At 66.7% G+C, this 14,503-nt stretch carries 13 protein-coding genes and 1 pseudogene; 7 read left to right on the forward strand and 7 right to left on the reverse strand.

Annotated elements, in window-relative coordinates:
* Nucleotides 1-160 precede the first annotated feature (160 nt).
* The 4 genes and pseudogenes from AB8O64_RS20570 to AB8O64_RS20585 all read right to left on the reverse strand — a co-directional run.
* Nucleotides 161-1,051: a hypothetical protein gene (locus AB8O64_RS20570; protein WP_370420532.1), complete on the reverse strand. Its 891-nt coding sequence runs from the start codon at nucleotides 1,049-1,051 to the stop codon at nucleotides 161-163.
* On the reverse strand, nucleotides 1,048-3,120 hold the full coding sequence (locus AB8O64_RS20575; protein WP_370420534.1) for a hypothetical protein: 2,073 nt from the start codon (nucleotides 3,118-3,120) through the stop codon (nucleotides 1,048-1,050). The genes AB8O64_RS20570 and AB8O64_RS20575 overlap by 4 nt, the downstream gene beginning before the upstream one ends.
* A complete protein-coding gene (locus AB8O64_RS20580) occupies nucleotides 3,117-3,506 on the reverse strand; it encodes a DUF6507 family protein (RefSeq protein WP_370420536.1) in 390 nt (129 codons plus the stop codon). Before AB8O64_RS20580 ends, AB8O64_RS20575 begins: the two co-directional genes overlap by 4 nt.
* Before the next feature lie 133 nt (nucleotides 3,507-3,639).
* Nucleotides 3,640-3,830, reverse strand: a pseudogene (locus AB8O64_RS20585) (hypothetical protein); the annotation flags it as partial.
* A 917-nt stretch (nucleotides 3,831-4,747) separates the two neighbouring features.
* Here AB8O64_RS20585 and AB8O64_RS20590 point away from each other — a divergent pair.
* The 4 genes from AB8O64_RS20590 (at nucleotide 4,748) to AB8O64_RS20605 (ending at nucleotide 9,620) form a co-directional block, all read left to right on the forward strand.
* Entirely contained in the window at nucleotides 4,748-5,389 is a 642-nt protein-coding gene (locus tag AB8O64_RS20590) for a hypothetical protein (RefSeq protein WP_370420538.1), read from the forward strand.
* Between the two features lie 583 nt (nucleotides 5,390-5,972).
* A complete protein-coding gene (locus tag AB8O64_RS20595; RefSeq protein ID WP_370420540.1) occupies nucleotides 5,973-7,628 on the forward strand; it encodes a serine/threonine-protein kinase in 1,656 nt (551 codons plus the stop codon).
* A gap of 57 nt (nucleotides 7,629-7,685) precedes the next feature.
* Nucleotides 7,686-8,690: an NlpC/P60 family protein gene (locus AB8O64_RS20600; protein ID WP_370420542.1), complete on the forward strand. Its 1,005-nt coding sequence runs from the start codon at nucleotides 7,686-7,688 to the stop codon at nucleotides 8,688-8,690.
* Between the two features lie 219 nt (nucleotides 8,691-8,909).
* Nucleotides 8,910-9,620, forward strand: a complete 711-nt coding sequence (locus tag AB8O64_RS20605; RefSeq protein WP_370420544.1) for a phosphatase PAP2 family protein — start codon at nucleotides 8,910-8,912, stop codon at nucleotides 9,618-9,620.
* Between the two features lie 20 nt (nucleotides 9,621-9,640).
* Here the strand turns inward: AB8O64_RS20605 and AB8O64_RS20610 are convergent, their stop codons facing one another.
* Nucleotides 9,641-11,215 (reverse strand): FAD-binding oxidoreductase, encoded by a 1,575-nt coding sequence (locus tag AB8O64_RS20610; RefSeq protein ID WP_370423910.1) that lies wholly within the window; start codon nucleotides 11,213-11,215, stop codon nucleotides 9,641-9,643.
* A gap of 140 nt (nucleotides 11,216-11,355) precedes the next feature.
* The gene (locus AB8O64_RS20615; protein WP_356454389.1) at nucleotides 11,356-11,565 is read right to left on the reverse strand and encodes a hypothetical protein; all 210 of its coding nucleotides are present in this window, start codon (nucleotides 11,563-11,565) and stop codon (nucleotides 11,356-11,358) included.
* Between the two features lie 89 nt (nucleotides 11,566-11,654).
* On the opposite strand from AB8O64_RS20615, the gene AB8O64_RS20620 reads away from it, so the two are divergent.
* Both AB8O64_RS20620 and AB8O64_RS20625 read left to right on the forward strand, forming a co-directional pair.
* Complete coding sequence (locus AB8O64_RS20620; protein WP_370420547.1) at nucleotides 11,655-12,698, forward strand: hypothetical protein; 1,044 nt, start codon at nucleotides 11,655-11,657, stop codon at nucleotides 12,696-12,698.
* Between the two features lie 164 nt (nucleotides 12,699-12,862).
* Nucleotides 12,863-13,045 (forward strand): hypothetical protein, encoded by a 183-nt coding sequence (locus AB8O64_RS20625; RefSeq protein WP_370420549.1) that lies wholly within the window; start codon nucleotides 12,863-12,865, stop codon nucleotides 13,043-13,045.
* Between the two features lie 114 nt (nucleotides 13,046-13,159).
* Here the strand turns inward: AB8O64_RS20625 and AB8O64_RS20630 are convergent, their stop codons facing one another.
* Entirely contained in the window at nucleotides 13,160-13,531 is a 372-nt protein-coding gene (locus AB8O64_RS20630) for a metal-sensitive transcriptional regulator (protein WP_370420551.1), read from the reverse strand.
* Between the two features lie 350 nt (nucleotides 13,532-13,881).
* On the opposite strand from AB8O64_RS20630, the gene AB8O64_RS20635 reads away from it, so the two are divergent.
* Entirely contained in the window at nucleotides 13,882-14,502 is a 621-nt protein-coding gene (locus tag AB8O64_RS20635; RefSeq protein ID WP_030367109.1) for a DUF47 domain-containing protein, read from the forward strand.
* Nucleotide 14,503 lies beyond the last annotated feature (1 nt).

Raw genomic sequence — 14,503 nt, forward strand, 5'->3', positions numbered from 1 at the left:
GGGTGCCGGTGATGAGGAGGTGCTGGGCGTTCGTCAGTGCACGCACGGGGCTCTGTGTCGTATCCGCCGACTCAGCTTGCTCAAACGAGTGGCTGTGCGTGTATCAGACTCGCGTGTCCTGAGGGCCAGGGCGAAGGCGTGGGAAGGCAGAATGAGCGCCTCACTGTTCGCCTTCACTCCAGGGCACATGTTGGGGTTGCCGAATCCACCACCATCCTTGGTTTCCCACTCGGGGTGATGCGGGGTGGTGTTGCTCAGTGGATGCCGTGAACGCCTCGTCGAGTTGACTGATCGACTCACGCAGGATGGGTGTCACCAGCCGGGGCAATTCTTGTGCCCATCGCTCCAGCTGGTCACGGGATTTTAGATCACTCCGATACATGTCTACTGGATAGCGCCCCGTTGGCTGCCATCCCGACTCCATGCGCCGCACCAGCCTCTCCCACGCGGCTAGATGGATGCGAGCATTGTAGAGAGCGGTTCTCGATTCGTCGCTCAGTTCTGGGTCGGGAGGCAGTTGTTGCGACTCCCGAAGGGAATCTACCGCACGCGAAAAGTTATCTGCGATCGGTGTAGAAACTCTTTGTTCGCGAATGATTTCCGGAATCTGGATCACTTGAACGTGGGGCAGCTGGGGTACTGGGGCCTCGACAGCATCAATTGAGTAGACGGGATACTCGTCACCGGAGGCTGTTAGTCGTGCGCGCGTTGTCATGCCAGCAGGTGTGACGAGCCAGTACGCACTTGGGATCTCCTCTTCTGCCGGATAGAGAACTACGGTCTGTGTGACCGCGGCAAACCTCTGCGCCAAGTCTGATTCGGTCGGTGGCGTGGCCATTTCATCCTGGACGTAAATGTCCAGAGCAAGTGAGGTATCACCAGATACGTGTGAAAATCCACATAGTACGAGGGCGTCCCAGTTGCGACCTTCCTGGTCACCGTCTTCATCGGCGGCGTCGACCTCCTTAGGGTCGACGGACAGGCAGGCTGCCAGGGCCTCAGAGATCGCAATCGCCGACAGAGGGTTAAGGGTGAACAGATTGTAGCTCACAGATACGTCCCGTTATAGATTTCCAGAGCCTTTTGGACTGCTTGGGGGTTGTTGACGAATCGAGGATTTTTGGTCAACTGGGGTGCCCCGCTGATGTCTCCCTTCGCTCGCGCTATCTGCTGAAGGGCGGCGTATTCGTTTCGGTCCAGATTGACGATACCCGGGCCGGAGTCCGGATAAATCCTTCCGCCGAGTTCCACGCCGTAGGTGCGCCCGTTGATCTCGTATCGATTGCCGCTGTCCACCAATTTGGCGCGGCCATCCGCGATGGCGGCGATATCATCATCGATGGCGCTACTGTAGTCGCGCAGGATAATACTGTTCTTGGCTGCGACTTGCTTGTTATGTGCGGCTCCGCCAGGGGTGTGCCGGGGGTGTGGCCGTTTGAGCTCTTCCCCAGCGGCAGGGCCCGGGATGTCGTTTCTGGCTGGCCACACTCCCCTTTGGGAAGCGGGCGGCGCGCCAGCCTCAGACGCGCCACCGGAACGCCCCGGCGTGTGATCGGCACCATGGGTATCACTCCCCTGGTGCTGCCCGTTCCCGTCAACAGCTCCGTGATCCCGTCCAGCGGTATGTCCGTCGTCTGCGTGCGTGCCCCTGCCGGTTCCGTGGTCCGCCGTCGCGTGACCGCCGCCCGTTGAGTTCCTATCGGGGTGGCGTTCGCTCTCTCGCCCGGGGGAATGGTTGGTCGCGTCGTGGCCGGTGTGAGAACTATGGTGTCCGCCGGTAGGGCCGGTGTCTCCTGCCGCTCCCGCGTGGACGAGTACCCGGTCCTTGGCGGGAAGCGTCTCGTGGGTGGCCAGGTCATGGCCTGACGGTTCGCGGGCCGGTGTGGAGAGCGGGTTGCCGTGCTCGTCGCGGATTACACCGTTGCGGTCCATCGTGGCGGATTTGCCGTCGGGCCTGGTGAACTCCAGCTCGCCGTTGGGCTGGAACTGCAGGTGCCGCCCTCGCGAGGCATCGTTGAAGGCTTCGGCGAACTGGGTCCCGTAGCGGCTTCGCATCTTGGCCATCAGCTCGGCGGCCTTGACCTTGCCCAGGCCGGCGCCCTTCAGGACGTACGCCATGGGGTCCACGTAGGTGCCGGCCTTACCCGCCACGCTGATGCTCTTGGCGATCGCTCCGGCCTTGCCGGCATTACCCGCGCCGGTCAATAACGTCAGCCCGTTGAAGCTGACAGCTCCCGCCGCCCGGGCTGGGTTCTCCTTCCATTGGTCCAAGGCCACGAGAGATTTACCGGCTTCCCTTACCGCCTCCTGGCCCTGCTGCTTCCTCTCCCGCATCCAAGGCGGCAGTTTCTCGTCGGGAACGCCGCCGATCGTGAGGCCGACACCCAATTTGGCGAGGCCCTTCCATGCCTCTTGCATCTGGTCTGTTCCCTGAAAACCGACCAGGGTGAGAAGCCCCTTGATGCTGCCCCATGTTCCGTCTATAACGAAGCCCTGGACGAAGCTCCGGAACCAGTACTCACCGTCCAGTAGGGAGTGTTTTTGTTGCTCCGGATGACCCCAGGGGAGATCCTTCACCCTGTCGAGATCGGAGGCTTTATATCCATACTTATGCGGATCCTTGGACCCGTCCCCCACCTCGAAGGGAATGCCGCAGGACAGTGCCACGATACGGTTTGCGGCGCGGATTTCCGCAGCGGCAAAGGCGGCCACCGTCGCGTCGACCGCGATCCGCAGGGCTTTGTCCTTGTCAGTGTTCTTGGAGTCTTCCTGCCAGTTATCGTCACCTTTGACGGATTCTACAAAACGCTTCGCTTCCTCCCTAAGGTTGTTGAGTCTCAAGACGAGGGGGTGGATTTCCTCCCAGTAGTCGCTCAGTGCGGATTGGATCTTCTCCAGATCGCCCGCGAATTTATTGGACTTGTCCCGTATCGGCCTGGTCGTAGCGAAGAGTTGTTCGGCCTCCGGAGCGTGGTAGAAAGCTGAAAGGCCCTGGAAGTTTGTATCAATCGCCGCGCCTGCTGTGCGGATCTTCCCGGCCATTGCCCGGATCCCTGACGCATCCTTTTCCAGCTGTTCCGGGTTCCCGGTGTAACGAGGTATCCCTTCGGGCTTGATCACTTGTGATGGCCCTTTTCCTTGCCGTTTGCGAGTAACTGCGAAACATCTGGAGCTTTCAGTGCTTCCCGCTGAGCGTTGGCCGCCATCTCCGTGGCTCCATTGAGGTACTCCGTGGTCGCTGTCCTCGCGCCCATCACTGAGTTACGTGTCCGCCCTACCAGGTACGGCAGTGTCTGCTGTGTTGCCTGGGCGTACTGGGTGAGAGCTACACCCACCAGCCCCATCGGTGGCACATGGTCGCCGAACGTGAGCGTTCCCGTCGACGTGCACGCGCTGGTCAAGAAGCCGAGGTAGGCCGTCGATCCTTCCACAAGGTCACGCATCGGATCGTCGATGCTGGCCAGAACACTTCGTACTCCGTCAGGCTGGATATCCCACCCGGACATGACACGCCCCACCCTTCTCCGAACCTCTCCTTGGATATGCGGCAGCGCTCACCTCGCCGGCCTGTGGGCCGGTCCGCTGCCACTCGCGCCACGCCCCCCGTGCGCTGCCGGCTCGCCGCAAGGCGCCCGGTTTCTAGCCGACGTTGCCGACGGCGGCCTTGGCCCCGGCCAGCGTCTGGTGCACCGTGCCGTCGTTCTTGTCCAACGTCGAGCGCAGCAGCTTGATGATGGAGCGAACCTCGGCGGGCGCCTTGTCCCAGCGCTGCTCCTTGCCGTGGTACTCGTCCGAGACGCCGTCGGCCTGGAGTCGGCCATCGCCGCCTTCGAACCCCATGAACTCACCCCACCACACTCGTGCGTTACACAGCTACCAGATTGGTTCTACAAGCCAGACGGTGCGACTGCATGAGTATCAGTACTCATACGCACCGGTTGGTGATCAATGGCGCGTAGGGATCCCGGGTGGGTACCCGCTCCGAAGTCTCGCTGCTGCGCGGGCGACGAGCTCTGGTGGTGATTTTCCGTCGGCGGAACAGCGTGACCGCCTCACGAGGAGGAGCCATCGACACCTCCCGCCCAGGGCGGGGGCCCGGCGGTCGAGCGGGCCCTATTCGTGGGCGAGTAAGGCAAGCTCCTGCGGCTCGTTGTGGCCGATATCGAGGCGGAGTCGATCGTCTCGCGCTGTCTCCTTAGGTCCTGGACGCCCTCAAGTTGCTTCCCTGTGAGTCGCTCCGTACGGACCTCGACGGCAGGCCGACCTTGGACGTCGACGATGTGGTCTGGGGGCTTCGATGAGCCGCTCCGACACCGGGAACGGCCCCCGGGCTCGTTGCGTTAATGAACGACCCCGTGGCGAACGAAGGGGGGATTCTTACTCTGCGGACGAAGTCTTCAGGACCTGCAACTGGCCACCTGGCCGTCGCGGTGGCGCTGATCGACGGGCCGCGCCCCGTCGCCTTCGCGATGAGTGTGCTGGACCTCGCGTCCTTCGGACAGGTCATGGTGCACGTTGTCTCCATCGCATTTCGTGCCGGGGCCCACAGGAGCGGTGGTTCGGCGCTTACCTGGCGGAGGTCGACAACGAACGGGTATACGAGTTCCTCAACGAAATGTAGCCCGCCCGAGCGAATGCTCGCGAAACGCCCGAGCGATACCCAAGCCATGGGTGGGTGAATGCTCCCGTGTGCGATGGATTTCGGGCGGCCCATGATCCGCCGCCCGTGAAGGGGGACGGGGGAGTGGTGGCAGGACATATCTCCTCTCTGCGACTGGCCGCGGCTGTGGGGCTGCCGGTATCGGCGGTCGGGCTGGTGATCGGGGCCCGATGGCTCAACGCCTATGGGGCCGGGGGCGTGATCGCGGGTGTGCTGGGCGTGGTGATGGTGCTCGCCGCGATGGCCATCTGGGTGTTCTCGCCGTCGCTGTCCGAGAGCGGGGTGGTGTTCTTCGTGTCTGCGGTCACGCTCGCCATCGCCCTCGGCGGCGCGTACACAGGCGTCGACAAATGGGTGTTGCACTCGCGGGGGGTGCGGGCCCAGTGCGCGGTTCTCGACGTCGACAAGCGCGTGGAGAGACACACGACGACCGACGCCCAGGGGTTTTCGAACACCACGACCACGACGTCCTACGATCACCGGCTGGACTGTGTCGGAGGCCGGACCCGGGCCATGACCACGAGCCGGCGCATCGCGGACAAAGGGGATCGGCTCACCGTCGCCTACGACCCCGACGGGCGGGTGGGGCCGGTCCCGGGTGGTGACGTCTCCGACGGTGGTACGGCCCGGTGGGTTTGCGGCATCGGCCTGGCCGTGACGATCGGTCTCCGCGTCGGCGACGTCCTCATCCACCGGCGTCGCGTCACGGATAGCTGGACGTCACGGTGACCAGCAGCAACGGAAGTTGCTTCTAATTCGACCACTTTCCCGAGCACTTCTACTTCATCGAAGGGCTCGGCCGTAGGTGGCCGATTGCCCGAATGGAGGCGGAGCGATCCGGTGAACGGACGGGTGGGCGACGCGATCAGTGTCCGTAGGCATGGAGCGGCCTGGTAGCCGGTGCCCCGGGGCCTGCTCGTCCAGGTCGCTCATGATGACCGCGTCGCCGGCTTGCCCAGTGCGCCGTTTCGAGCATGGGAGAGCAGCGAGCGCCATACGCTAGGTCGGGCACGAGGATGCTCTGCAAGCTGATGGACCCGGTCCGGCTGTGTCTGCAGCTCCTACGCGTTCGCTACTGCGCTGATTCGGCTGCGGCTTGACTTCTGGCGGGTGCTCGCCCATGGCGGAGTGCCCAGACCCTCTACTCGGCGGGCGGGTCACGCGGGCGGCGCCGGATCCGGTCGCAGGCTTCTCCGTATCGAAGCCTGCGTCGCCGTCTGGGTGTGTACCGGGGACGGCTGGGATCAGGTAAGGCGTTCTGGTACCGGCTCTTGCGCTGAGCTGTCCGGACCCGGGGCTAAAGTTCCGCTCCGTGGAGACATTACGCCCCCAAGACCCCACGCGCATCGGTGCGCACACCGTACTTGCCCGGCTCGGCGCCGGTGGCATGGGACAGGTTTACCTCGGGAGGTCACCCGGTGGACGGCAGCTCGCGATCAAGTTGATCCGGGAGGATTTCGCCGAGTCCGCCGAGGCCCTGTCGCGGTTCCGACGTGAGGTCGAGACGGTACGGGCGGTACGGAGCGCGTACACCGCCAATCTCATCGACGCCTCGCTGGAGACGACTCCATACTGGCTCGCGACCGAGTATGTGCCCGGGCCCACCCTGGTCCAGGCGATAGCCGAGCGGGGCCCGCTCCCGTCCGATACGTGCTTCCGGCTGTTCGCGGCGCTCGCCGAGGCCTTGGCTAACGTGCATGCACACGGGGTGACGCACCGTGACCTGAAGCCCCATAACGTCATTCTCTCCTCAGTGGGGCCCAAGCTCATCGACTTCGGGATCGCACGCGTGGCCGGGCAGGCCGCCTTCACCCAGGTCGGAACGGCACCTGGTACGCCAGGGTTCGCAGCACCCGAGGTCATCACGCGGAATGATGTCAGCACCGCCGCTGACGTGTTCGCGCTGGGCGCGACTATGGCGGCGGCGGCGACGGGGCGCCCGCCGTACGGCGAGGGCGCGATGGAGTCCGTCACTTACCGGGTGGTCCACGGAGAAATCGATGTGGAGGGAGTCGAGCCCGGGCTGGCGGCGCTTATTCGGCAGTGCGTGGACGGCGATCCGGGGCGGCGGCCCGATCCCGTCGGCATCATTAACCGGTGCGCCGTGACCTCTTCGTTGGCTGACGACCCCGTCTATCGGCTCCTCACGGGGTTGGGGGCGAAGGGCGTGCCTCCGGTGCGGGGGTACGTACCTACGCTGGCGCCCAGCGCGCCACAGCCTGAGCCACAGGGGCACCGATCCCGGCGAACCGTGTGGATCACGGTTGCAGTCGCCGTGGCGGCTGTTGCGGCAGGGGCCGGGATCGCGACCCAAGTGGTGGGCGACCGAGGGCGGGGGAGCGACTCCTCGCACAAGGGCACGAGGGAGACCAGACCGACGTCCGCATCCACTGCCGCTGCGACTCCCAGTGGCAGCGACAAGGAGCCCGGCTACATCGAAGCCACTGCTCCTGTCCGTGATTTCTGGACACCCCAGGAGGGGGCCAGTCATGGCGAGGGTTCATGCGCCCTGCCGGCCGAGGAACGAGCCGAACAATTTCAGTTCGCGATCGCGGACCCGGCGGATCCGGCTGCCACAGAGATGTCCGGCAAAGTGAAGATCTCATTCCGCTTCAAGTACGCAAAGGTCGCCGAGCGGAAGCCGTACTACCTTTCGGTGGCCGTCAAGCCGCCGCATGAGATCGATCGCGAGACGGGGAAGCCGTTCGAGGGGTTGCGCCAAGGCAACCTCAGCCTGGGCTACACCAGCAAGCCGGTGGACATCATCCCGAAGGACCCGGGCGGCTACGGCTCGGATTTTGTGGAGCTCACCTACCCCGACGACTTTCAGCAGATGTTCCGGGGCAAGCCGTACTCGGCAGCCATCCCCCTCTCGAACGACCCCGGCAACTGGACGGTGCTCTTTCAGCACGTCAAGAGCGCGAAGGAGTACACGAGCATCGCGTGCCATGGGTTTGTCGCAAAGTAGCCGGGCGCGAATCCGGAACCGGGGGTGAATCACGGCTGGATGGGGCAAGGTTGACGGGTGCGCAAGCTCTGGGTGGGCGTGGGTGTTGGAATCGGGATGTGCCTGAGCTTCATCGGGCTGCTCGTTCTCGGGGTGTATTCGGCTGCCTGGAAGCTCGGCAGCCCGGGTTCGGGTGCGATTGGGCTCGCCGAAGGCTCCGTTCCGGCCGCTTATCAGTCAATTGTTCAGAAATGGGGCAACTTGTGCCCCGCGCTCAACCCCGCGATCCTCGCTGCCCAGCTCTACACCGAGAGCAACTGGGACCCCACCGCGGAGAGCCACGCCGCGGCTCAGGGCATTGCGCAATTTATCCCGGAGACATGGGCGACGCAGGGTATCGACGGTAACGGGGACGGTAAGCGGAGCGTATGGGATCCAGCCGATGCGATCCCTTCCGCCGCCAAGTACGACTGCACGCTGTCAGGCGACGTGAAGGGCGTTCCGGGGAACCTCACGGACAACATGCTCGCCGCCTACAACGCGGGCCCGTACCGCGTCATCAAGGCGGGCGGTGTGCCGCCCATCAGAGAGACCCAAGGCTATGTGAAATCCATCCGCAACCTTGAGAAGAGCTTCGCGCGTCCCGTCGGGCGGGTGGCGCCCTCGCAGCGGGCGGCCGGGGCGATCTACTTCGCGCAGGAGAAGCTCGGGACGCCCTATCTGTGGGGCGGCAACGGCACGAAGGAGGACAACGGGCGCTTCGACTGCTCAGGGCTGACGAAGGCCGCCTACGAGTCGGTGGGGATCGAGCTGCCGCGCGTGGCGAACGACCAGTGGAACGCGGGAGCCCACCCCAAGCGGGACGAGCTGCTCCCCGGTGATCTGGTGTTCTTCGCGCACAACCTGCAGGATCCGCGCAGCATCCACCACGTGGGGCTGTACGTGGGCGGCGGGTACATGATCAACGCGCCGTATACGGGGGCGGTGATCCGGTTCGACAAAATCGACACACCGGATTACATCGGTGCGACGAGAGTGACCGAAGACGGCGCCAAAGCGTTGCCTCGTACGAACAACGCATGAACGCCGCACCCTGAGCTGCGACGATGGGTCACCCTTAGATAACGTCCTGGTGATCTTTGGGTTGAGGGTGGAACGCCTGGCTGGATCAGGGCGTTCCATGGGGAGTGGGGAAGCAGCGCCGGGGCTGGGCGCACGGACCACGGGGGTCGGCAGCTGGACGTGGAAACAGGCGACAGATAGGGGCCGTGGGACATGGCTGGACTCGTGATGGGGCACCCCATGCCAGAGGCCAGGGGTGGATCGAACCCCGACGTCAGCCTGCTCTACGAGATCAACGGCATCGCCAAGGACGCGCCCAACTGGCTCGACCGGACCATGGAGTTCGTCGGCGAGTTCGGCATCGTCCTCGGCCTCGGTGTGCTCATGCTCTTCGCCTGGTGGAGCGTCCGTAAGAGCGAGGACGCGCCCGCCGGGGTCGCCGCGCTGGTGTGGGCGCCGCTCGCCGCCGGGATCGCGCTGCTCGTGAACATCCCGATCCGAGGGTTCGTCAAAAGACCACGCCCGTTCGTGGATCACGGCGGGCTCGACGTACTGGTCAAGGGCAAGACCGACTTCTCCTTCGTCAGCGACCACGCCACGCTCACCATGGCGCTGGGCGTCGGCCTCTTCGTCGCCCACCGCAAGTACGGGCTCGTCGGGATCGGCCTCGCGCTGCTCGAAGGCTTCTGCCGCGTCTACATGGGCGTGCACTACCCGACCGACGTCGTGGGCGGCCTCGCCCTCGGCACGGCCGTCGCCCTGCTGCTCGCACCGCTCGCGATGATGCTGCTCACGCCGCTGGCCAGGACGGTCGGCGGTTCGCGGGCCGGTTGGCTCGTACGGTCGGCCAAGGCGCCCCGGCCCGTGATGGCACGGACCGGGAGCGGTGCCGGGGCCGACGCGGGATTCCCCGAGCACCCCCGGCACCGGGACAACGACCTCGCGGCCTGAGCCCCTTTGACGAAACGCCGTCACAGTGCCTGCGGGAAGGTGAACAGCCTTCCCGCGTCGTACTTCCCCTTGATCTTCGTCAGCCGGTCCGCAGCGTCCCCGTAGTACGCCTTGCGCCAGTCCTTCAGGCTCGCGTCCGCGTAGTTCTGGTACGCGGCACCCGAGGCGAAGCGGCGCATCGCCGTGTGGGTGCCGTCCAGCCACGTGGTCTGCTTCGTCCCCGAGCCGCCCGCCGCCCACGAGGTCAGGTACTGCGCGAGGAAGCGCGACCGGCGGTGCACGAAGGCCGTCGACAGGGGCTGCACACGGTTGACGGCGCCGCCCAGCGCCGTCAGCTGGATCGAGCCGCCGCCGCTGCCACCGCTCTTGCCGAATCGTTCCACCTGGTCGAGCAGCGCGCGGATGCCGGCCGCCGGGAGCGAACGGTCGTAGAAGTCGGAGCGGGCCGCGTACGTCTCCCGCTGCAGCGCACCGGAGGACTCCCGTCCGGGGGTCTTGCCCGGCAGATGGCACTGGGTCTGGGTCTTGTCGCCGCAGCCCGCGTAGGCGCGCATCGAGTCGAGGTAGCCCCGGCGGCGCAGCCCGAGGCCCTTCTTCGGGGCGCTGCCCACCTTGCGCACCAGCTCGTCCAGGGCGTTCTCCAGATCGCCGTACGTGCCCAGGGAGTACGCGACGACGGAGACGCGGGGGGTGCCGCCCGCCGCCACGGCCAGGTCGCACGCGGACCAGATCTCGTCCGGCCGGGTCGGGCCCCACTCCTGCCAGGCGCGGATCACGTCGGCGGCCTTCGCCCAGGGCCAGGAGAGATAGCCCGTCACGCAGTCCGATGCCTTGCGGGTGCGGAAGCGGAGCTCGGTCACGACGCCGAAGTTGCCGTTGCCCGCACCGCGCAGCGCCCAGAAGAGGTCCGTATTGCGGGAGGAGTCGCACTCGACGGTCTTGCCGTCGGCCGTGACGAGGGTGGCGCCGGTGAGACTGTCGCACGTCAGGCCGTAGGCCCGGGAGAGCACACCGTGGCCGCCGCCGAGGGTGAGGCCGGAGACACCGACAGTGGGGCAGGAGCCGGCCGGGATGGTGGCGCCGTGCTTGGCGAGGCCGGTGTAGACGTCGATGAGCTTGGCGCCCGCGCCGATCACGGCGGTGGAGGCGGTGGGGGTGCGGACCGACTTCAGCCGGGAGACGTCGATGACGAGGCGGTCGGTGCCGCTGGACCAACCCGCGTAGCTGTGGCCGCCGTTGCGTATGGAGACGGGTATGGAGTGGCGGCGGGCGAAGGCGAGGCACTGCGCTATGTCGCCGGTGCCGGCGACATAGGCGACACCGGCGGGGCGCTGGCTGTCGAAGCGGGTGTTGTAGAGCTGGCGGGCGGCCGCGTAATCGGCGTCGCCGGGGCGGACGATGCCGCCGGACAGGCCCTTGCCGAGGGCGGTCCAGTCGGCCGGCTTGGCCTTGGAGGCGGCGGTCACCGACGTGGACCGGCTCGCGTTCGTCATCCGGGCCGGGGTCGCCTGGGAGGTGTCGTCGGCGCACGACGCCGCCCATACGCCGGCCGCCGCCAGTCCCGTCCCCGTCGCCAACAGCTTGCGCCTGTCCATGGCCATGTCGCCTGCCCGCCCCTTGTCGCCCTGTACGTGCTTCGCGCGGTACGTGATGCGTGCTGTACCTGCCTGGACAGATGACGCACATGGGCGGGCGGTTCCCTGTAGACGGCAGCTATCGGCCGGCTATCGGCCTGCTATCGGTCGTCCGTGGCTGCGAGGTGGCCGGCGCCGTCCTCGCGGGCGAGGGAGCGGGCGCGGCGGGCGGGTCCGGACCAGCCGCAGCTGCAGCGGGCCGTGCAGAACGACCCTCTCTCGGTCGTGCTGATGTGGTGCTCGGCGGGGTGCCGCGCCGCTCGTCGGGCGGGCGGGAGCGCGGACTGGTTCGCGGGGGCTGCGTCGGACACGTGACCACGCTACCCGGCCGTGACGGTGACACCCACGCAGTCGTTGAACGATCGGGGTCCACAGCGTTTTCGGTAGGGGGCTGGCGGTCATGGTGGTGCGAGGGCAAAGACGCAGGGGCGCGGTCGTCGCCACCGCGGTCGCGGGCGGTGTCGCCGTCGCTCTGCTGGTGTCCGGCTGCTCCCCGATGACCGCGGCCTACGAGCCGCAGGCCGGCCGGGCCGGGCGGCCCCACTCCGCCCGGCCGGTCCACGGGACCGGTGCCGTGATCGACCCGGGCCGGGCGCTCGCCACCGTGCGCGGGGCCGCCGCCGCCCTCGCCCGGGAGGGCGGCGCGAAGGTCGTCACGTCCATGGAGACCGTCAGCGGCGGCACCCGGCTGACGATTCAGGGCTCGGGTGTCTACGACTTCGCCCGGCCCGTCGGCGAGTTGACCGTGCTGCTGCCCGAGGACGCGACCGGGGCCGCCGAACACCGGCCGATCACCGAGGTCTTCACCCCCGGCGGGCTGTACATGAAGAACCGCGGCGCGGGGGTGCCCGCCGACAAGTGGGTACGGCTGGACACGGCCGCGCTCCCCGACGGGAATCTCCTCACGAGCGGGGCCACCGATCCGCTCGCCGCGGCCGGACTGCTCGGAGGCGCGCGCGAGGTGACGTACATGCGGGACGAGCGGGTAGGCGGGGTGCGTGTGGGTCACTACTGGGGGACGATCGATCTCGGCCGCGCCGCGCGCGCGGCGCCGGTTCGCGACCGGGGGCCGCTCGCCGCGGCGGCGAAAGGGTTCTCCAGCGGCACAGTGGCGTTCGACGTTCTCATCGACGCGCAGGGCAGACCGCGCGAGCTGCGCTACCGGTTCAGCGTCGAGAGCGGAAGGGGCGATACCGGGGACGGCGGCGCGGGCGGCGATCCGGCGGCCGACGGGAGCGGGGCCAGGAGCGAGGCCGATGGCGGGGCCACGACGGCCACGGCGATCGCTGCCGCCACGGCCACGGCGGTGCGCCCTTCGCCCGCCGCGACCCCGATGGTCGTCGTCTCCACCGTCCGGCTCTCCGCCTTCGGTACGGGGGTCAGGGTCGTTCTGCCGGCGCCCGGCGATATCTATGCGGGGAAGGTCGGTTCGCCGCAGAAATAGTGCGGCAGGGCGTAGTTGGCCATGGAAATGGTCCATCTGTGCCATGCGCGGAGTGTGTACCGATCACTACGCTGGTAAACCGAGTGCTGGGCCGCAAGCAAAGAATATGTAAAGAGACCAATGAAGAGCAGAGCGGAAGACCGACGACCCGAGGAGGTGAACACGTGGTTTCGCAACCCGGTTCGTCCGGCGGGCAGGATCCCGTGGCCCTCATCGAGATCGATCTCTACGGTGAGCTGATGATCGCCGCATCGAGCGTGGACGAGGAGCGGCTCAGCCCGGACCGTATCGATGAAGTGCTCCGCGTCGTCCCCCGGCGGACTCGCGGGGATGCGGACGGGGGCTGAGCCCCCGGCAAGTGGCCCCTCGGGCTGACCCCCGGCGGGAGCTCCCCGGGGCTCCGCCCCGGACCCCGGTCCTCAAGCGCCGGACGGGCTTGATCGGCTCGCCCTCCCCAGGTGCTACGTGCGCAGCAGGCGGGCGATGGCCGCGCTGGCCTCGGCGACCTTGGCGTCGATCTCCGCGCCGCCCTTGAGGGCCGCGTCGGCGACGCAGTGGCGCAGGTGCTCCTCCAGCAGCTGGAGGGCGAACGACTGCAGGGCCTTGGTGCCGGCCGAGACCTGCGTGAGTATGTCGATGCAGTAGACGTCCTCCTCGACCATGCGCTGGAGGCCGCGGATCTGGCCCTCGATCCGGCGCAGGCGCTTGAGGTGCTGGTCCTTCTGCTTGCTGTAGCCGTGGGGGCCCACGGGTTGCTCGGCGGGAGCGCCGTGGCAGGGCACCGTGTCCGACGGTTCGGTGGTGCCGGTCACTGCGGCTTCCGTGGTCGTCATGGCGTCCTCCGTCGTTCTGCCCGTCGCGGATGCGTCCCGTCGCGGATGTATCCCCGCGTCGCGGACAAAGGTGTCGCGGAGCGCTGTGCGGCGCTTACCCACGGTGCACGCACTCTGTATACGACGACTATGCGGTGCGTATAACGGTTCGCATACCCCGGTGTATACCCCCGACGGGTATATGGTACCGAAATTTATCGACGAAGACGGCCGGAAGACGGCCAGGAGGCGGTACCGCCTGGGCAAGCACTCTGCCCGATGGGCGACACTGAGGGAATGCCAGTTAGCTGTGGCCGGATGATGCGCCTAGCATCAACGAGACCGAATCCGCTGCACCCCGAGGATCCCACGTGCGCTTTCGTCTGACCCCCAGGGAGACGAGCTTCTACGACATGTTCGCCGCGTCCGCGGACAACATCGTCACGGGCTCCAAGCTCCTCATGGAACTGCTCGGAGCGGACACCTCCGCCCGGGCCGAGATCGCCGAGCGGATGCGGGCAGCGGAGCACGCGGGTGACGACGCGACGCACGCGATCTTCCACCAGCTGAACTCCTCCTTCATCACGCCGTTCGACCGCGAGGACATCTACACCCTCGCCGGCTCGCTCGACGACATCATGGACTTCATGGAAGAGGCGGTCGACCTGGTCGTCCTCTACCAGGTCGAGGAATTGCCGAAGGGCGTCGAGCAGCAGATCGAGGTCCTCGCGCGGGCCGCGGAGCTGACCGCCGAGGCGATGCCGAACCTGCGGACCATGACCAACCTCACGGAGTACTGGATCGAGGTGAACCGCCTGGAGAACCAGGCGGACCAGATCCACCGCAAGCTCCTCGCCCAGCTCTTCAACGGCAAGTACGACGCCATCGAGGTGCTGAAGCTCAAGCAGATCGTCGATGTGCTGGAGGAGGCGGCCGACGCGTTCGAGCACGTCGCCAACACCGTCGAGACCATCGCGGTCAAGGAGTCCTGAC

It is taken from the genome of Streptomyces sp. QH1-20, from assembly GCF_041283565.1.
Taxonomy (GTDB): Bacteria; Actinomycetota; Actinomycetes; order Streptomycetales; family Streptomycetaceae; genus Streptomyces; species Streptomyces syringius.

Excerpts from the sequence above, each read along its gene's own strand:
- AB8O64_RS20610 (WP_370423910.1), bottom strand. The coding sequence starts at position 11,215 with ATGGACAGGCGCAAGCTGTTGGCGACGGGGACGGGACTGGCGGCGGCC.
- AB8O64_RS20580 (WP_370420536.1), bottom strand. The coding sequence starts at position 3,506 with ATGTCCGGGTGGGATATCCAGCCTGACGGAGTACGAAGTGTTCTGGCC.
- AB8O64_RS20630 (WP_370420551.1), bottom strand. The coding sequence starts at position 13,531 with ATGACGACCACGGAAGCCGCAGTGACCGGCACCACCGAACCGTCGGAC.
- AB8O64_RS20605 (WP_370420544.1), top strand. The coding sequence starts at position 8,910 with ATGCCAGAGGCCAGGGGTGGATCGAACCCCGACGTCAGCCTGCTCTAC.
- AB8O64_RS20620 (WP_370420547.1), top strand. The coding sequence starts at position 11,655 with ATGGTGGTGCGAGGGCAAAGACGCAGGGGCGCGGTCGTCGCCACCGCG.